This is a genomic window from Nocardioides fonticola, assembly GCF_039536805.1.
GTDB lineage: Bacteria > Actinomycetota > Actinomycetes > Propionibacteriales > Nocardioidaceae > Nocardioides > Nocardioides fonticola.
Genome location: NZ_BAAAZH010000005.1, coordinates 44,269 through 61,910 on the forward strand (window position 1 = coordinate 44,269; position 17,642 = coordinate 61,910).

Annotated in this window: 15 protein-coding genes; 3 read left to right on the top strand and 12 right to left on the bottom strand. The window is 73.8% G+C overall.

The features are described 5' to 3' along the window. Positions 1 to 123: 123 nt before the first annotated feature. Positions 124 to 768 carry a TetR/AcrR family transcriptional regulator gene (locus ABD671_RS03135; protein WP_344731763.1) on the top strand — a complete coding sequence of 215 codons (645 nt, stop codon included), beginning with the start codon at positions 124 to 126 and terminating at the stop codon, positions 766 to 768. Here ABD671_RS03135 and cimA read toward each other — a convergent pair. The 10 genes from cimA to ABD671_RS03185 form a co-directional block, all read right to left on the bottom strand. After that, a complete protein-coding gene (cimA, locus tag ABD671_RS03140) occupies positions 758 to 2,404 on the bottom strand; it encodes a citramalate synthase (protein ID WP_344731764.1) in 1,647 nt (548 codons plus the stop codon). The genes ABD671_RS03135 and cimA overlap by 11 nt on opposite strands. A gap of 144 nt (positions 2,405 to 2,548) precedes the next feature. After that, positions 2,549 to 4,258 (bottom strand): serine/threonine-protein kinase, encoded by a 1,710-nt coding sequence (locus ABD671_RS03145; RefSeq protein ID WP_344731765.1) that lies wholly within the window; start codon positions 4,256 to 4,258, stop codon positions 2,549 to 2,551. Positions 4,259 to 4,525: 267 nt separating this feature from the next. After that, a complete protein-coding gene (locus ABD671_RS03150; RefSeq protein ID WP_344731766.1) occupies positions 4,526 to 5,617 on the bottom strand; it encodes an iron-siderophore ABC transporter substrate-binding protein in 1,092 nt (363 codons plus the stop codon). A 40-nt stretch (positions 5,618 to 5,657) separates the two neighbouring features. Next, entirely contained in the window at positions 5,658 to 6,485 is an 828-nt protein-coding gene (locus tag ABD671_RS03155) for an ABC transporter ATP-binding protein (RefSeq protein ID WP_344731767.1), read from the bottom strand. After that, a complete protein-coding gene (locus tag ABD671_RS03160; RefSeq protein WP_344731768.1) occupies positions 6,482 to 7,495 on the bottom strand; it encodes a FecCD family ABC transporter permease in 1,014 nt (337 codons plus the stop codon). Before ABD671_RS03160 ends, ABD671_RS03155 begins: the two co-directional genes overlap by 4 nt. After that, on the bottom strand, positions 7,492 to 8,574 hold the full coding sequence (locus ABD671_RS03165) for a FecCD family ABC transporter permease (protein WP_344731769.1): 1,083 nt from the start codon (positions 8,572 to 8,574) through the stop codon (positions 7,492 to 7,494). Before ABD671_RS03165 ends, ABD671_RS03160 begins: the two co-directional genes overlap by 4 nt. A gap of 145 nt (positions 8,575 to 8,719) precedes the next feature. Further along, complete coding sequence (locus ABD671_RS03170; protein WP_344731770.1) at positions 8,720 to 10,660, bottom strand: DUF807 family protein; 1,941 nt, start codon at positions 10,658 to 10,660, stop codon at positions 8,720 to 8,722. A gap of 114 nt (positions 10,661 to 10,774) precedes the next feature. Continuing rightward, the gene (locus tag ABD671_RS03175; RefSeq protein ID WP_344731771.1) at positions 10,775 to 11,851 is read right to left on the bottom strand and encodes a branched-chain amino acid aminotransferase; all 1,077 of its coding nucleotides are present in this window, start codon (positions 11,849 to 11,851) and stop codon (positions 10,775 to 10,777) included. A 179-nt stretch (positions 11,852 to 12,030) separates the two neighbouring features. Then, a complete protein-coding gene (locus tag ABD671_RS03180; protein WP_344731772.1) occupies positions 12,031 to 13,128 on the bottom strand; it encodes a 3-isopropylmalate dehydrogenase in 1,098 nt (365 codons plus the stop codon). Positions 13,129 to 13,139: 11 nt separating this feature from the next. After that, positions 13,140 to 13,343 carry a hypothetical protein gene (locus ABD671_RS03185; RefSeq protein WP_344731773.1) on the bottom strand — a complete coding sequence of 68 codons (204 nt, stop codon included), beginning with the start codon at positions 13,341 to 13,343 and terminating at the stop codon, positions 13,140 to 13,142. A 366-nt stretch (positions 13,344 to 13,709) separates the two neighbouring features. On the opposite strand from ABD671_RS03185, the gene ABD671_RS03190 reads away from it, so the two are divergent. After that, positions 13,710 to 14,279: an O-methyltransferase gene (locus tag ABD671_RS03190; protein ID WP_344731774.1), complete on the top strand. Its 570-nt coding sequence runs from the start codon at positions 13,710 to 13,712 to the stop codon at positions 14,277 to 14,279. On the opposite strand, the gene yczE is transcribed toward ABD671_RS03190, so the two are convergent. Further along, positions 14,260 to 14,958 (bottom strand): membrane protein YczE, encoded by a 699-nt coding sequence (gene yczE / locus ABD671_RS03195; protein ID WP_344731775.1) that lies wholly within the window; start codon positions 14,956 to 14,958, stop codon positions 14,260 to 14,262. The genes ABD671_RS03190 and yczE overlap by 20 nt on opposite strands. 62 nt (positions 14,959 to 15,020) lie before the next feature. Here yczE and yczR point away from each other — a divergent pair, with 62 nt between their 5' ends. After that, a complete protein-coding gene (yczR, locus tag ABD671_RS03200) occupies positions 15,021 to 16,466 on the top strand; it encodes a MocR-like transcription factor YczR (protein ID WP_344731776.1) in 1,446 nt (481 codons plus the stop codon). Between the two features lie 10 nt (positions 16,467 to 16,476). On the opposite strand, the gene ABD671_RS03205 is transcribed toward yczR, so the two are convergent. Further along, a complete protein-coding gene (locus ABD671_RS03205) occupies positions 16,477 to 17,562 on the bottom strand; it encodes an acyltransferase family protein (RefSeq protein ID WP_344731777.1) in 1,086 nt (361 codons plus the stop codon). Between the last annotated feature and the right edge of the window lie 80 nt (positions 17,563 to 17,642).

Sequence of the window (17,642 nt, forward strand, 5' to 3'; positions counted from 1 at the left end):
GCCGGGTCGGCGGGACATCGACGGACTAAACGGACTGCGGTCCGTTTAGTATTCCCGGGTCGCGGATCTTCACCGGAGATCGGCATCACACCGGCGCGGCCGAGCACTAGGGTGGCCGGCACGATGCCCGAGACCGACCCCGTGGAGGTGTTCCTCCCGCCGGTGTGCCCGCCGACGGGACGCGCACCGCTGCCCCTCCTCGGCGGTCCGCCCGCGGAGCGCTCGGACGCCGCCCGCAACCGCGTGGCCCTCCTCGACGCCGCCCGGCGCCTGGTGGACGCCGACGGCGTGGCCGCGCTGACGATGGAGCGCCTCGCGGCGGCGGCCGGCGTCGGCAAGGGAACCGTCTTCCGGCGCTTCGGCTCCCGCGAGGGTCTGATGGCCGCCGTCCTGGACTTCACCGAGTCGGCCTGGCAGGCCTCGGTCATCTCCGGGCCCGCTCCCCTGGGCCCCGGCGCGGCGCCGCTCGAGCGCCTCCTGGCGTTCGGTGCCTCGCGCGCGGAGCTCACCCTCGTGCACGCCGACCTCATCGCGGCCGCCGGGCACCGGGGCAGCCGCAACCTGGCGGTGCACTCCTTCGTCGAGACCCACGTGCGCTACCTGCTCACCCAGCTGGGCGTGCGTGGCGACCTGCCTTTGGTGACCAGCGCCCTCATCGCCCCCCTGGAGGCGCCGGTGCTGGTGCAGCAGGTGCGGATCGAGGGCTACCCGATCGACCGGGTGGTCGCCGCCTGGCGCGACGTCGCCGAACGCATCGTCAGAGGCTGACGTCGGGGCTGACGTCGGGGCTCACGTCGGGGCTCACATCGGGGCTCACCCCGTGCGCGCGCAGACCGAAGGTGATCCCGTCGAGCAGCGCGCCCCAGGAGGCCTCGATGACGTTCGCGCCCACGCCCACGGTGACCCAGGACGACTCGCCGTCGGTGGTCTCGATGAGCACCCGGGTGATGGCGTCGGTGCCGTGGCCCTGGTCGAGGATGCGCACCTTGTAGTCGATGAGCTCGAAGGCCGCGACCTCGGGGAACGCCTGCCCGATCGCGGTGCGCAGCGCCTGGTCGAGCGCGTTGACCGGGCCGTTGCCCTCGCCGGTGACGACGTAGCGGATGCCGCCGGCCACGAGCTTGACGGTGGCCTCCGACAGCGCGTCGTCCCCGGGCCGGGTCTCGGTGATGACCCGCCAGGACTCCACCTCGACGTAGGCCGGACGGCGTCCCTCGAGCTCCTCGGCCAGCAGCAGCTCGAAGGAGGCGTCGGCCGCCTCGAAGGTGTAGCCGCGCGACTCCAGCACCTTGACCCGCTCGGTGACCCGGGTGACGAGGGCCTTCATCTCCGGGGAGTCGCCGGAGAGGTCGAAGCCGAGCTCCTTGCCCTTCAGCTCGATCGAGGCGCGGCCGGCCATGTCGGAGACGAGCAGGCGCATGTCGTTGCCGACGGCCAGCGGGTCCATGTGCTGGTAGAGGTCGGGGTCGACCTTGATCGCGCTTGCGTGCAGGCCGGCCTTGTGGGCGAACGCCGAGGTGCCGACGTAGGGCTGGCGGGAGGCCGGCGGCACGTTGGTGACCTCGGCGACGGCGTGGGCAATGCGGGTGGCCTCGCGCAGCAGGCCCGGGGGCAGGACGGCGCGGTCGAGCTTCAGCTCCAGGTTCGCGACCACCGAGATGAGGTCGGCGTTGCCGGTGCGCTCGCCGTACCCGTTGATCGTGCCCTGCACGTGGGTGGCGCCGGCGTCGACGGCGGCCAGGGAGTTCGCGACCGCGCATCCGGTGTCGTTGTGGCAGTGGATGCCCACCCGGCCGCCGGTGGTCTCGATGACGTCGGCGACGACGTCGGAGACCCACCCGGGCAGCATGCCGCCGTTGGTGTCGCACAGTGCGGCGACCTCGGCCCCGGCCTCGAAGGCGGTGCGCAGCACCTCCAGCGCGTAGGCGCGGTTGGCGCGGTAGCCGTCGAAGAAGTGCTCGGCGTCGAGGAAGACCCGCTGCCCCTCGGCACGCAGGTGCTCGACGGTGTCGCGCACCATCGCGAGGTTCTCCTCCAGCGTGGTGCGCAGCGCGAGCTCGACGTGCCGGTCGTGCGACTTGGCCACGAGGGTGACGACCGAGGCGCCGCTGTCGCGCAGGGCGGCGATGAGCGGGTCGTCGGCCGCTCGGACGCCGGCGCGACGGGTCGCCCCGAAGGCCGCCAGCTCGGCGTGCTGGAGCTTCAGCTCCTCGCGGGCGCGGGCGAAGAACGCGGTGTCCTTGGGGTTGGCACCCGGCCACCCGCCCTCGATGAACCCGACGCCGAGGCCGTCGAGCTGGCGGGCGATGGCCAGCTTGTCGGCGACGGTGAGGTTCAGGCCCTCCTGCTGGGCGCCGTCGCGCAGGGTGGTGTCGTAGACGTGGAAGGAACCCTTCTCGGTCACGGATCCAGCCTCTCTCGATGGTGCGGCCGCGGACGGCCCGGGATGCAGGCACAAAAAAACCTCTCGCGAACGAGAGGTGGCGCGCCGGCGGGTGCTCGGCGCGCTAGCGAATGATCCCGGGGATCACCGTGCGGCACATGCCGGTCATCGTGCCACAGCACCCGGCAGATGGAGACGCTGTCCGGGGAACGGACGCGAGTCGTCGGGCGTCCAGCTGACGCCGTCGGCCACGACCATGAGGCCGCCGAGCAGGGCGGCGGCGACCAGGACGCCGAACCCGATCGACCACGGCCCCGACCGGCCGGCCAGCGGGACGACGGCCCGCGCGAGCGGCGATCGCACCCGCGACCCGCCGGGGCCGGCGTAGGCGGCGACGGCGAACAGGCCACCCATGACGGCCAGGGTCGTGGAGATGTCGGCCGCGACCGCGTAGCAGACCAGTGCCCCGGAGGCGGCGATGCCGAGCGCCCACAGCTGGAGCATCGCGGTGCTCGGGATCGAGCGCACCAGGTGCCAGGGTGCCGAGACGAGGAACCGGACGCCGTCGTACCAGCGGCGACCGCGCAGGCGTCGCCGATCGCCCACAGCGCTCGCGGCCAGGGATCCCGACCGGAGCAGCCAGACCGCGAGCAGCGCCAGCAGCGTGGTGGGCCAGGGGAAGGCGGCGGTCCAGGCGGCGACCACGGCGGCCAGGGCGATCAGCAGCGCCCCTCGACGCGCGCGCTCGAGGGGCGGCACGTACGGGGTGGCGGGCTCGGCCTCCTGCGACCAGGGATCGAACGGCTGGTCGTAGGGCTGGGCGTAGGGCTGCTGCTCATACGGCTGGGCGTAGGGCTGCTCGTACGGCTGCCCGTACGGCTGGGCCTGCGGTGCGAGCGGCGGGGCGGGCGGGGCGTACTGGGTGTAGGCGCGGGTGCCCGGCGCCGGCGCAGCGGCCGCAGGGGCCTGGGGAGCCAGGTGGACCGTGCCGTCGTCGAGCGCCTCGCGGTGGACGGCGGCGAGCGGCACCGTGGCCGGGACGGCGTCCTCGAGCGGCACCGGGCGCAGGTGCGGCGCGGTGGTCTGCGGCCGCAGCCAGTCGAGGATCTCCTCCAACGTCGGCCGGTCGGCCGGATCGGGGGCCAGGGCGGCGTCGAGCAGTCGGGCCAGGTCGTCGGGCAGGCCGGTGAGGTCGTGCTCGCCGCGGCGCACCCGGTCCATGATCGCCATCGCCGGGCCGCGCCCGTAGGGCGGACGGCCGGTGCCGGCGTAGACCACGGTGGCGGCCCACGAGTGCACGTCGGAGGCGTCGGAGGCGTCGTCGCCGTAGAGGATCTCCGGGGCGAGGTAGCCGGGGGTGCCGAGCAGCCAGCCGGTGTGGGTGAGCTTCGGGTCGTCGGCAACCCGGGCCAGCCCGAAGTCGATGAGGATCGGGGTGCGCCCCTCCATCAGCACGTTGGAGGGCTTGATGTCGCGGTGCAGCACCCCGCATCCGTGCACCGAGGCGACACCCTCGGCCAGGCAGCCGGCGAACCAGACGAGGTCGCGGCCGGTGATCGGCCCCTCCTCGAGCACGTGGTCGTGCAGCGAGAGGCCGGGCACGTAGCGGGTGGCGACGTAGGGCACCGGCGCCCACGGGTCGGCGTCCACGATCTCGGCGACCCAGCGGCTGCGGATACGCTGGAGGCTGGAGACCTCGCGGGCCAAGCGGTTGCGCGCCTCGTCGTCGCCGACCACGGCAGGCCGCAGGATCTTCAGGGCGACCCGGTCGCCACCGGGCCGGCGCGCCAGATGGACGACGCCCATCCCGCCCTCCCCGAGCTTGGCGAGCAGTTGGTAGCCGCCGATGAGCTCGGGACTCGGCTGCGTGGTCACCCGCTGAGGCTACCTGGGGATGGGGGCTTGACCGGGGCGGGAGGGCGTGTCGGAGTCGCCGGTGCACCGGTGATTCCGACACGCCCCGGGAGGCTCAGCCTGGCTCAGCCTGAATCCACCGGTTCCCCGCTACTGCGCGACACCATCCGGGCGCCCTGGCTGTGTTGCCGCCGCTCGATGGTGCAACCAGACCGCCGTCGCGCCGGCGCCTTGCCAGACCACCCGCCTGGTGCCGCTCGCTACGCGGCGCACCGGCGGATGCAGGCTTCAGTCCTTCTGAGCCGCGGCGGCGGCGGGCGCCAGCGCCTCGACGAACCGGTCGAGACCCCACGTGAGCGAGAGCGCGGTGGGCGGGGAGACGGCCGAGACGTAGGACTCCCCGACGACCGAGGCCACCGTGCCGTCCTTGATCTGCTGCATCCCGGCGAAGGCCGGGTCGGAGGCGATCTCCTCGACGCGCTCCTCGCTGGGCACGTAGGACAGCAGGACGTCGGAGGTCAGCTGGTCGACGTTCTCGGGGCTCAGCGTGTAGTAGAAGCTGGCCTCGCCGGTGTCGAGGTCGGTGACGCTGGGGGCGGTGGTGAAGCCGAGGTCCTCCAGGAACTGCACCCGCGGGTCGGCCGGGGTGTAGACGTAGAAGGCGCTGGGGTCGATGGCGACCGCGGCGATGGAGAGTCCCTCGAACTCCGGGTGGGCCGCGGCGGCGTCCGCGACCTGCGCGTCGATGTCGTCGAGCAGCGAGGCGGCCTCGTCGCTCTTGCCGAGCACCTGGCCGACGGTGGTGATGACGTCGCGCCACGGCGTCGACCAGGGCTGGTCGGGGTAGGCGACGGTCGGCGCGATCTGGGCGAGCTTGGTGTAGTCGGCCTTCGTGATGCCGGAGTAGTTGGCCAGGATCACGTCGGGCGCCGCGGCGGCGATCTCCTCGAAGGGCGGCTCGGTGCCCTCGGTGAGCAGGGTGGGCTCGTCGGCGCCGGCGGCCTCGAGGGCCTCCTTCTGCCAGGGCATGTAGCCCTCCTCGGTGGCGCCGTAGGAGTTCTTCGGGATGGCGACCGGGATGACGCCGAGCGCGATGGCGGCGTCGCTGCTGCCCCAGCCCCAGGTCACGACGCGCTCGGGGCGCTCCTCGATGGTCGTGCTGCCGAAGGCGTGCTCGATGGTGACCGGGCTGTAGGCGGCGGACGACGCGCTGGACCCGGCGTCGGCGGCGCTGTCGTCCTCCGAGCTGTCGGAGCCGCAGGCGGCGAGCGGCAGGGCCAGGGCGATGGCGGCGACGGCCTGGAGGCCGCGACGACGGGTGATGCCGGCGGTGATGCCGGCCGTGCTGCCAGTAGTGATGCCAGGGCGGGGGCGGGACACGTCCACTCCTCGGGGTCGGGACCCGCGAGGATCGCGGGTCTTAGTAAGGTGAGCCTATCCTAACTCGCCGTCGCCCGATGGGGACGACCAGGGGCGTTCCTGAGACGGGGTCCTCCAGCACCCGGGCCTCCAGACCGAACGCCTCGGCCAGGCACGCGGCGTCCAGCACCTCTCCCGGCGGCCCCGCCCGGAGCACCCGACCGCGGTGCAGGACGACGAGGTGGTCGGCGTAGCGCGCGGCGAGCGCGAGCTCGTGGAGCACCATCACCACCGTCGTGCCGCGCTCGGCGTTCAGCTCGGCGAGGAGGTCGAGCAGATCGACCTGGTGGGCCAGGTCGAGGTAGGTGGTCGGCTCGTCGAGCAGCAGCAGCTCCGGCTCCTGGGCGAGCGCCATCGCCACCCACACCCGCTGCCGCTGACCGCCCGACAGCTCCTCGACCCGGCGATCGGCCAGCTCGGCCAGATCGGTCCGGGCGAGCGCGGTGGCCACCGCGTCGGCGTCCGTGCTGTCCCACCGGCGGAACGCGCCGCGGTGCGGGTGGCGCCCGCGCGCGACGAGGGCCGCCACCGTGATGCCCTCCGGGGCGATCGGGTGCTGGGGCAGCAGCCCGAGCACCCGGGCGACCTCGCGCGGCGGGCGGCGGTAGAGGTCGACGCCGTCGAGCTCGACGCTGCCCCGCGTCGGTCGCATCAGGCGGCCCAGCCCGCGCAGCAGCGTGGACTTCCCCGAGCCGTTGGCGCCCACGATGACGGTGACCCGGCCGGTGGGCACGTCGAGGTCGACGCCGTCGACGACCGTGTGCTCGCCGTAGCCGAGATGGACGCCGCGCGCCCGCAGGCGGGTCGGCGCGGGGGTCTGGGGGTTCACGAGGTCCTCCTGCGGGCGAGCAGCCAGATGAGCACGGGGGCACCGAGGGCGCCGGTGACGATGCCGACCGGGACGTCGACGGGGAGCAGGTGCTGGGCGACGACGTCGGAGGCGGTCACGAGGACGACGCCGACCAGTCCCGAGGCGGCCAAGCCCGGCGTCCCGTCGCCGAGGAGCCGGCGGGCGATCGGCGCCGCGGCGAAGGCGACGAACGCGACCGGGCCGGCGGCAGCGGTGGCCGCCGAGGCGAGCAGGACGCCGAGGAGCACGGCCCCGCCGCGCACGACCTCGGGACGGCGTCCGAGCGAGGCGGCGCGGTCGTCACCGAGTTGGAGCAGATCGAGCCCGCGGGCCAGGAGCGCGGCCAGCGGGAGCAGCACGAGGAGCACCGGTCCGAGCACCTGCACGAGCTGCCAGGAGGACTGCCCCAGGCTGCCGGTCATCCAGGTGAGCGCGGCCTGGGCGTCGCGCACGTCGCTGCGCGTGAGCAGGTAGCCGACGACACTGCCGGCGAGGTAGGCCACGCCGATGCCGGAGAGCACGAACCGCTGGCCCGTGGTGCCCTGCTTCCAGGCGACGGCGTAGAGGAGGACCCCGACGAGCACTCCCCCGCCGGCGGCGGCCGCGGTCATCGCCCAGCCGCTCGCTCCGCCGACCAGGAGGGTGGCCACCGCCGCTGCCGAGGCGCCCTGGGAGACGCCGAGCACGTCGGGGCTGGCGAGCGGGTTGCGCAGCGAGGTCTGGAACAGCGCGCCGGACACCCCGAACGCCAGCCCCACCAGCACGCCGAGCACCCAGCGCGGTGCGCGCAGCTCGACGACGACGAAGTGCGCCGGACCCGGGTCGCCGACGAGCGCGCCCAGCACCTGCCCCACCGTGAGGCGGTAGTCGCCGAGCATGAGCGCCAGGCAGCCGACGGCCAGGACGGCGGCCACGAGCCCGGCATGGACAGCGGTGCGTCGCAGCACCCGGGCCGGGAGCCGCAGCGGGGCGATCGCGACGACGCTCACGCGAGCACCCGCCCGCGCCGCACGATCGCGAGCAGCACCGGCGCCCCGAGGACGGCGACGACCAGCCCGGCCTCGACTTCGCCCGGCGGCGCGAGGAGGCGGCCGATCACGTCGGCGGCGAGCAGCAGGCTCGGGCCGAGCAGGAGCGAGACGCCCAGCAGCCAGCGGTGGTCGTGGGCGCCGACGAGCATCCGCGCCAGGTGCGGCACGACGAGTCCGACGAACGCGATCGGGCCGACCAGGGAGACCGCCGACCCGCAGAGCAGCACGACCGCGAGCAGCACGAGGGCGCGTCCGCGGCCGACCCTGACGCCGAGCGCGGCGGCGACGTCGTCCCCGAGCGCCAGGGCGTCGAGCACGGGCGCGGCCGCCACCGCGAGCACCACGCCGAGGACGACGAAGGGCAGCACCGGCGGCAGCAGATCGAGCGAGCGGTTGGCCAAGGAGCCGACCTGCCAGGAGCGGAACTCCCCGAGCGTGCGCTGGTCGGTCAGCAGGACCACGGTGATGGCCGAGGTGGCCAGCGCGGAGAACGCGGCACCGACGAGGGCGAGGGTGACCGGCGTCGGACCATCGCCCGACAACGAGGCCGCGAGATGGACGACGAGGGCGGCGAGCACCGCGCCGGCGAACGCGCACCAGACGTAGGCGCCGATCGAGGAGGCGCCGAGAGCGATGGCGACGACGACCGCGAGCGAGGCGCCGGCGTTGATGCCGAGCAGGCCGGGATCGGCGATCGGGTTGCGGGTGACGCCCTGGAGCAGCACGCCGGCCGCGGCGAAGGCGGCGCCCCCGACCAGGCCGACCAGGGTGCGCGGCACCCGCAGGTCACGGACGACGAGGTGGTCGTTGTCGCCGGCGACGGGGTCGACGAGCGCACGCCAGACCTGACCCGGGGCGATGTCGCGCGCGCCCCACGCCAGGCTCGCGGCGCAGGCCAGGGCGAGCAGCAGCAGCGCCCCGACGACGACCGCCACCCGCCGGCGCCGCAGGCGAGCCGTTCCCTCCGACTCCCCGGTCTGTGGCGTGACCGGGGCCCCGGAGGTTCGCGCGGGTGCCGCGGGCGCGGTCGTCGTCATGAGGTAAGGATAGCCTCACCTGACCACGGCGGGGCCGAGGGGCTTGTAACGCGGGGTTCGGTACGACTACCCGACCCTTGTAAGGGGTTCCTAGAACCACCGAACCCCGCGTTACAAGCGAACGGGGCTCAGCCTGGATCCAGGCTCACGGCACCTCGACCAGCGCGCTCACCGTGCTCTGGTTGCCGCCGAAGTCGGTGACGGTGAGGTCGAGCTGGAGCGGGGTGCCGCTGTCGAGGGGCTCGATGTCGTAGGTGAGCTCGGCGAGGTCGGCGTACAGACCGACGTCGCTGGTGGGCTCCCAGCTGCCCTCGCCGTCGGGGCTGACCGTGTAGACGTCGGGGACGACGATGCCGTCGGGGTCGGCGTCGAGCTCGCCGTAGCCGCCGGTCTCCTCGTCGTAGACGTAGTAGGTCTCGCTGATGAAGTCGCCGGAATCGACGTCGAGGACGATCGAGAGCAGCACGTCCATCGGGTACTCGCCGTTCGGGTCGTCGGCGGCGTAGTAGGTCATCGGCACGTCGACGAACCCGGTCGAGAGGTCGTCGGAGAAGTCCAGGGTCAGGTAGGCGTAGGCGGTGTCCTCGCCGTCGCTGATCGTGAGCGCGGTCAGGTCGAAACTGCCGGTGGCGATCGGGTCGCCCTCGGGGTCGACGACCGCCGCCTCCTCGCCGAAGTAGGTCAGGGTGCCGTCGGGGTCGGCGATCGCGTAGCTGATCGTCGCATCGACCAGGTTGTCCTGGGCGGCCCCGTCGTAGGTGCCGTAGACGTCGACGCCGTCGTCGGTGAAGTCCACCTCCGCGACGCCGTCCTCGTTGGTGAAGCTCGGCTGCTCGGCGTCGGGGATCTGCTCGCCGGCGTCGTAGTAGGCGGTGAGGAAGTCGCCCCAGTCCTCGGCCGAGTCGACGTCGAGGTAGGCCCCGTCGGCGAGGTCCTGCGTCGGCGGGAAGTACACCGACAGGCCGCTCGCGCCCTGGGTCGCGGCTCCCCCGACCTGGGCCAGGACGGCGTCGCCGAGGGCGCGGATGACCGCGTCGGCCTCGTCGCTGACGTCGAGCGCCTCGGTGCCGATGCCCGCGACGAGCTGACCGAGGTCGACCAGGTGGGCGTCCTGCGTGGGGTCGGGGTTCTTGGCGAACCCGAGCGTGGAGGCCTCGACCCGGCCGACCACCGGGGCGACGTCGGCGACCCGGTCGGCCAGCGCCTGGGCGAAGGTGTCGACGGCGTCCTCGACCTCGCCCATCTTCGTGAGGTCGGTGAGGGCGAGGGTGATCTCGTCGTCGGTACCCTGCTCGCGCGCCTGGCCTCGGAAGCCGTCGAGGATCGCCTGGCCGAGCGTGTCGACGTCGGCACCCGGCTCGTCGGCGAGCACCTGGAAGGCCCCGTAGTCCCAGCCGTGGCCGGGCTCGAGCTCCTGGGAGGCGACCATCCGATCGGCCAGCGGCGCCATCGCCGAGGCGACCTCGTAGCCGCTCATCAGGCAGGCGTCGAAGCCGATCAGATCGAGCACGTCGACGCCCGCGCGGTCGAGGCCGTCGCGGATGCCGTTGGTGATCTCGGCGAGGTCGAGGACGTCGCCGGAGGTCTCGTCGGGTCCGATGCCGGGCCAGGAGGCGCCGTGGTCGCTGATGATCAGCGCGTAGTGACCCGCGCGGTGGTCCTCGATGCCCTGGGCGATGAAGTCGGCGAGCACCTCGGGGTCGGCGGAGTTCACGTCGCCGAGGTCCTCGACGAGCTCGGAGGTGCCCTCACCGCCCAGGTCGAGCACGCGGCCGCCGACCCAGGCGCCCTGGTCGAGCACCTCGTCGTCGCCGTACTCCGGCGAGCGGTCCATGAACTCGCGGATCGCCACGTCGTCGCCGGTGGCCACCTGGCCGAGCTCGTTGACGTCGTCGACCATGAAGGTCTCGAGGTTGGTGTCGGCCATCGAGTAGTGCAGGACGGTCCACCCCTCGCCCTCACGACCGGTGTGGCTGCGGGTCTCCTCGTCGGAGTCCTCCTCGGTCGAGCCGCAGGCGGCCAGCGAGCAGGCGGCCGCCGACACGAGGGCGGCCAGGATCAGGGCGGGACGACGTCGTCGGGTCACCTGCGTGATCGTAGGGACGCCGACGGGCCCGGCGGAGCGATTCCGCCGAGCCCGTCAGGACATCACACGGCGTCGGCCGACGCGATCACACAGCGTCCGCCGGCGCGGCCGCGATCAGACGATGCGGTGCATCCAGCCGAAGGCGTCCTCGGCCCGGCCGAACTGGATGTCGACCAGCTGCTGACGCAGCAGCGCGGCCACCGAGCCGTCGCCGGGCGAGGCCAGCGACCCGCCGTCCCACTTCAGCTCGCCGACCGGCGTGACGACCGCCGCGGTGCCGCAGGCGAAGATCTCGGCGATGTCGCCGGAGGCCACCCCGTCCTTCCACTCCTCGATGGAGAAGCGGCGCTCCTCGACACGGTGGCCGGCCTTGCCGGCCAGCTCGATGATCGAGGCGCGGGTGATGCCCTCGAGGATGGTGCCGGTCTCGGGGGTGACGATGTGGCCGTCGCGGTAGACGAAGTAGAGGTTCATGCCACCGAGCTCCTCGACGTAGCGGCCCTCGGTCGCGTCGAGGAAGACCACCTGGTCGCAGCCCTGGCCCATGGCCTCCTGCTGCGCGATGAGCGAGCTGGCGTAGTTGCCGCCGGTCTTGGCCGCGCCCATGCCGCCGCGCCCGGCGCGGGTGTACTCCTCGGTGAGCCACAGGCTGACCGGCTTCACCCCGCCCTTGAAGTAGGCGCCGGCAGGGCTGGCGATCACCATGAAGGTGACGTGCTGGGCCGGTCGCACGCCGAGGAACGCCTCGGAGGCGAACATGAAGGGCCGCAGGTAGAGGCTCTTCTCGCTCTCGCTGGCGTCGGGCACCCAGCGCTGGTCGACGCGCACCAGGGCGTCGACGGCCTCGACGAAGTCGGCCACCGACAGCTCGGGCAGCGCCAGGCGGCGGCTCGAGCGGGCCATCCGGGCCGCGTTCTCCTCGGGCCGGAAACTCCAGATGGAGCCGTCGGCGTGCCGGTAGGCCTTCATGCCCTCGAAGACCTCCTGCGCGTAGTGCAGGACGGCGGCGGCCGGGTCGAGGCTCAGCGGGCCGTAGGGCTCGACGCGGGCTCCGTGCCACCCGGCGTCGGGGGTCCACTCGATGCGGAACATGTGGTCGGTGAAGTGGTTGCCGAAGCCGGGGTTGGCGAGGATCTCGGCCAACGCGGCGTCGTCGAGGGGGGCTGCGGAGGCCGTCGTCTCGATCTGCATGGTCATCAATCTAGTGCTCTTCTCGTGAGGTCGTCGGGCGGGCGCGGGGCCTGACCGACCGCGATCGTCGAGCGACGCCGTCCGTGGGCAGTCCCTGGACACAGAAGGACCGGACACACCGTGCGGTGTGCCCGGTCCCCTGGTGTCAGGACGCGGCGTTCGGTGACGAGCGCGGGCGGTCAGCCGCCTACTCGCTTGGCGATGGCGTCGCCGACCTCCGGGGTGCTGCGGGTCGCGCCGGGGGTGCGCTCGGCGAGGTCGTCGATGACGGCGCGCTCGATGACGCCCGCGGCCTCGGTGTGGCCGAGGTGGTCGAGGAGCAGTGCCGCAGAAAGGATCGCCGCGGTCGGGTCGGCGATCTGCTGGCCGGCGATGTCGGGCGCCGAACCGTGCACGGGCTCGAACATCGAGGGCGTCGTCCGGTCGGGGTTGACGTTGCCGGACGCCGCGAGGCCGATGCCGCCGGTGATGGCGGCGGCGAGGTCGGTGACGATGTCGCCGAAGAGGTTGTCGGTGACGATGACGTCGAAGCGCGAGGGGTTCGTGGTCAGGTGGATCATGGTCGCGTCGACGTGCATGTAGTCGACGGTGACCTCCGGGAACTCCCGGGCGACCTCCTGGGTGATGCGCCACCACACCGAGCCCGCGTGCACGAGCACATTGGTCTTGTGGACCAGGGTCAGCTTCTTGCGCGGACGGCGCTGGGCGCGGGCGAAGGCGTCGCGGACGACCCGCTCGACGCCGAAGGCGGTGTTGACCGACACCTCGGTGGCGACCTCGTGGGGGGTGCCCACGCGCAGGGCGCCGCCGTTGCCGGTGTAGGGACCCTCGGTGCCCTCACGGACCACCACGAAGTCGACCGGCTCGGAGCCGAGGGTCTCGGCGGAGAGCGGCGAGGCCGTCCCGGGGTAGATCCGGGAGGGGCGCAGGTTGACGTAGTGGTCGAGCTCGAAGCGCAGGCGCAGCAGGAGGCCGCGCTCGAGGATGCCCGGGGGCAGGTTCGGGTCGTTCGGCTTGCCGCCGACCGCGCCGAGCAGGATGGCGTCGTGCTCGCGGATCTCGGCGAGCACGGAGTCGGGCAGCACCTCGCCGGTGGCGAGGTAGCGCTCGGCGCCGAGGTCGTAGCGGGTCTGCTCGAACGTCACACCGGCGGGGGCGGCGACCGCGAGCACCTTGAGCGCCTCGGCGGTCACCTCCTGACCGATCCCGTCGCCGGGGATGACGGCGAGCTTGACGGTCCCGGGGGTCCCGGTGGCGGCGGTGGACTGGTCGGTCATGACAGGTGAGGCTAGTTGTCGTCGGGGCGCTCGCCGCCGTCGTCCCGCAGGTCGAGAGAACGCTGGAGCGCCTCGCGGCTGCGCGGGTTCTCGGGGTCGTGACGGGCGGGGCCCCACTCGGGGTACAGGTCGTACATCGGTGATCTCTCCTTGCTGGTGCTGGTGCTGGTGCGGTGCGGATGCCGGACGGCGGAGGCCAGGACCGGTGATGGCACCGCGGCGTCGGTCGGGTCGGACCGGGAGGGATCGCCTCGGGTCGTCGTCGGCCGGCCGGTCGGACGACGGGTCTCGTGTCACGAGTGCGGGTCCGCGGAGCCATCGCCAGCACTGGCCGCAACGGCCTGGTGATCTGGCGGATCGGATGAGGCCTCGCGCAACGCCGATCACCGCGGCGAGGGGGCCTCATCCTCCGGAGTCAGATCCGGGTGGCCTCGCCGCGGCGCTCGATGAGTACGAGGAAGCTCCGCATGGTGGTGCGAGCCTAGACCCATATCCGGACGCCGACCACCGGATTCCGGAAATGTGTTCGCGATCCGAGACGGTCGTCCGGGTCGCGGAGGCGACGCGCGGAGGATGGGGCGGTGAGCGCGCCCCCGGACCTGCCCGAGATCGTCGCGCGCGCCTTCGACGTGTCGCGGCGCGCCGGCTACGTCTCCTTCTGCCGCAACGAGACCGGCCGCCTGCTGGCGATGCTGGCCGCCACCCGCGACGGCACGATGGCCGAGTTCGGCACCGGATGCGGCGTGGGCACCGCGTGGCTGCGCTCGGGGGTGCGGGGCGAGAAGGCACGCATCGTGACCGCCGAGCTCGACGCCCGCCTCGCTCGCGCGGCCGCGGAGATCTTCACCGACGACCCGCTCGTGGAGGTGCTGGCCGCCGACTGGTCGACCCTGCTCGACCGCGGGCCCTACTCGCTGCTCTTCCTCGACTCCGGCGAGCCGGCGGCGGTCGGGGTCGACGCGGTGGTCGACCTGGTCGAGGCCGGCGGCATCGTCGTGCTCGACGACTTCGCCCCCTGCGAGATGTGGCCGCCGATCTCGGGCGGTCGGGTCGACATCCTGAGGGAGCAGTGGCTGACCGACGAGCGGTTCACCGCCGTCGAGGTGATGGTCGCCCCCGACGCCGCCGTCGTCATCGCGACGCGGCGCTGACGGCGTCCTCACCGCGCGGCGGGAGCGCCACGACGAAGGCCGGCAGCAGCGCCTGGGTGATCGGCCCGATCGTCACCGCGAACAGCACCGTGCCCAGCCCGAGGTGGCCCCCGAGAGCGAGACCGGCCGCCACCACCGAGACCTCCAGGCCGGTGCGCACCAGCCGCAGGGAGAGGCCGGTGCGCCGGTGCAGCCCGGTCATCAGGCCGTCGCGCGGGCCGCGCCCGAGCTGGGCGCCGATGTAGCAGGCCGTCGCCGTGCCGCAGGCCAGGATCCCGCCGACCATGAGCGCCGCACGCGCGGCGAGACCCTCGGGCCGGTCGAGGACGGCGAGGGTCGCGTCGGCCGAGAGCCCCAGGACGATCGCGTTGGCCACGGTGCCGTAGCCGGGCACCTCGCGCAGCGGGATCCAGGCCAGCAGCACCAGGAAGCTGACCACGATGAGCACCTGCCCCAGATCGAGGGGGAGGTAGCGCGCCAGCCCGGAGTGCAGGACGTCCCAGGGCGCGAGGCCGAGGTCGCCGCGCACCATCATCGCCAGCGAGACGCCGTAGAGCACCAGGCCGACGTGCAGCTGCACCATGCGGCGCGCGAGGCGCCCGGCGCGCAACTGGGCGAGCGGTCCGAGGTCGGCGAGGGCGGCACGGGGTGCGGGCGTAGGGCGGGCTGCGATGCTCACCCGAGAAGTGTGCGGCCGAAGTGGCCTGTTATGCGATAGCCACTTGTGGAAGAGTGGCCTGCATGTCACAGGCCACTTCCCCGACGCTCTCGGCCGCCCGGGTGCTCGCCACCGTCGGGGAGTTCGACCGCTCCCCCGCCTACGCCGGTCTGGCCGAGGCGCTGGTGGAGGCGATCGGCGACGGCCGGCTCGGGCAGGGGGCGCGACTGCCCAGCGAGCGCGATCTGACCGCCGCCCTCGGCGTCTCGCGGACGACGGTCACGCGCGCCTACGCCCTGCTGCGCGACCAGGGGTACGCCGAGGCGCGGCACGGGTCGGGCACCTACACCCGCCTGCCCCACGACCGCGGTCGCGCCCACGACCGGGTGCTGCTCCCCCACCCCGACCAGGGTGTCGTCGACCTCACCTGCGCGGCGGCGTCCTCGCCTCCCGGCCTGCTCGCGGCGTTCACCGAGGCCGCGGGCGACCTGCCCGCCTACCTCGGCGGCCACGGCTACTTCCCCGCCGGACTGCCGCCTCTGCAGGAGGCGATCGCGGCCTCCTACGCGGCCCGGGGTCTGCCCACCGCACCCGACCAGATCATCGTCACCCCGGGCGCCCTCTCCGCGGCGGCCATCGTCGCCCGCGCCGTCACCGGCCGCGGCAGCCGGGTGCTGGTGGAGTCGCCGGTCTACCCCAACGCCACCGAGGCGATCCGCAATGCCGGCGCCCGGCTCGTGCCCGGCCCGGTCGACGTCGACGGGTGGGATCTCGACGCCGTCGGCGGCGTCCTGCGGCAGGTGCGGCCCGCGGCGGCCTACCTGGTGCCCGACTTCCAGAACCCGACCGGTCACCTGATGACCGAGGCCCAGCGGGAGGTCTACGCGGGCCACCTGCGAGCAGCGGGCACGGTGGCGATCGCCGACGAGTCGCTCCAGGCCCTCCACCTGGACGGCGGACCGATGCCCCGCCCGTTCGCGGCCTTCGCGCCCGACACCATCACGATCGGGTCGGCGTCCAAGGCGTTCTGGGGCGGGCTGCGCCTGGGGTGGATCCGGGCGCCGCGGGCCCGGGTCGAGGAGATCGTGCACGCGCGGCTGGTGCTCGATCTCGGCGCCCCCGTCCTCGAGCAGTTGGTGCTCGCGCGGCTCCTGGCGCGCGGACCGGTCCCGGCCGAGCACCTCGACCGCCTGCGCGCCCAGCGCGACGGCCTCGCCGAGGCGGTCGCCGAGCACCTGCCGTCGTGGTCGTTCGTCCGGCCGGCCGGCGGCCTCTCGCTGTGGTGTCGGCTGCCGCTGGCCCGGGCGAGCGCACTCGCCGTCGAGGCCGAGCGCCGCGACGTCGTCATCACGCCGGGGCCGGTGTTCGCGGTCGCCGGCGGACTCGACCGCTTCGTGCGCCTCCCCTTCGCGCGGCCGGTCGACGACCTGCGCCTCGCCGTCCCGCGCCTGGCGGAGGCGTGGTCGGTGGTCGCCGACGGCGCCCCCTCGCCCGTGCCACGCGGGCGCGACCGCGTGCTCGTGGCCTGAGCCAGCCTGATCAGCGCACGCCGGAGGGGACGCGGCGTCCGGACGTCGCCGCGAGCAGTGCCGGCGGCGGCGCGAAGAGCCACGCGAACCGGGAGCGGGCCGCCCACTCCCCCAGCGCCCAGCTGGCGGTGAGCGCGAGGGCGAAGAGACCGAACGGCAGCACCAGGACGGCGAGCCCGGCGAGCGGATGCCCCGTCAGATCGAGCCCGACGGCACCGACGACGAGCGCCGCCCCCGGGAGCACGATCAACTGGTGGGCGAGGTAGACCGGCAGCGTCGCCCGCCCGAGCCGACGCAGCAGCTCGCTGCGCGCGCACACCACGGCCAGGCAGACACCGGCGGCGACACCGCCGAGCCGCAGCCCGGTGTGCACGCCGGGCACCGACCGCACGCCGGCGAGGTCGAGCACGATCCAGGCGGCGGCCCACAACCCGACCACCGCTGTCGCGCGGCGCGGGGTGGTGCGCTCGCCGAGGCCGACCAGGTGGTGGCGCGCGCGGACGCCGATCACGAAGAAGCAGGCGTAGCGCAGCGCGCCGTCCCAGGCGGGGTTGTCGGTGCGCAGCCAGGCGGCGTACGCGGCGACGCTGAGCGCGATCGTCGTCCCGATCACGAGCCAGGACGGCGCCCGGGCCGTGGCGCGCGCGGCGAGGAAGAAGACCCCGAGGGTGAAGAGGAACCAGCCGGCCTCGGGCAGCCATAGCCGCTCGACGAGCTCCGCGGGGCCCGGCGACTGCCGCGGGCTCGGCAGGACGACGCCGAACCACGCCGCGCGGAGCACCATCCACAGCACGTAGGCCCAGCCGAGCACGACAAGCTTCGTGCCGACCAGCCGCCGCCACGACGCCCCGGGCGCGACCCACGAGGTCGCCACGAGGCCGGCGAGGGCGAAGAACAGCGGCATCCGCATCGTGCGCACCAGCTCGGACGCCTCGACCAGCACCGGCGAGCCGAAGCCGAGGTCGTCGAACGCGCCGATCGCGTGGTGCAGCACGACCAGGGCGATCGCCAGGCCGCGGCCGGCGTCGACCCAGGCGAGCCGCGCCGTCCCCCGCTGCCCGGCGGGGCGCGCAGGACGGTGCGGGGTGAGGGTCACGGACGGCGAAGGTAGGGGATCGCGCGTCGCCGTGCTGATTCGGCGGCCCGGAAATCGGGTGCGAGATCCGTCACGCCGGT

What these genes read in the sequence shown, in the direction of transcription:
- ABD671_RS03180 (WP_344731772.1), bottom strand. Translation starts at nt 13,128, where the DNA reads ATGACCGACCAGTCCACCGCCGCCACCGGGACCCCCGGGACCGTCAAG.
- ABD671_RS03135 (WP_344731763.1), top strand. Translation starts at nt 124, where the DNA reads ATGCCCGAGACCGACCCCGTGGAGGTGTTCCTCCCGCCGGTGTGCCCG.
- ABD671_RS03175 (WP_344731771.1), bottom strand. Translation starts at nt 11,851, where the DNA reads ATGCAGATCGAGACGACGGCCTCCGCAGCCCCCCTCGACGACGCCGCG.
- ABD671_RS03165 (WP_344731769.1), bottom strand. Translation starts at nt 8,574, where the DNA reads ATGACGACGACCGCGCCCGCGGCACCCGCGCGAACCTCCGGGGCCCCG.
- yczR (WP_344731776.1), top strand. Translation starts at nt 15,021, where the DNA reads ATGTCACAGGCCACTTCCCCGACGCTCTCGGCCGCCCGGGTGCTCGCC.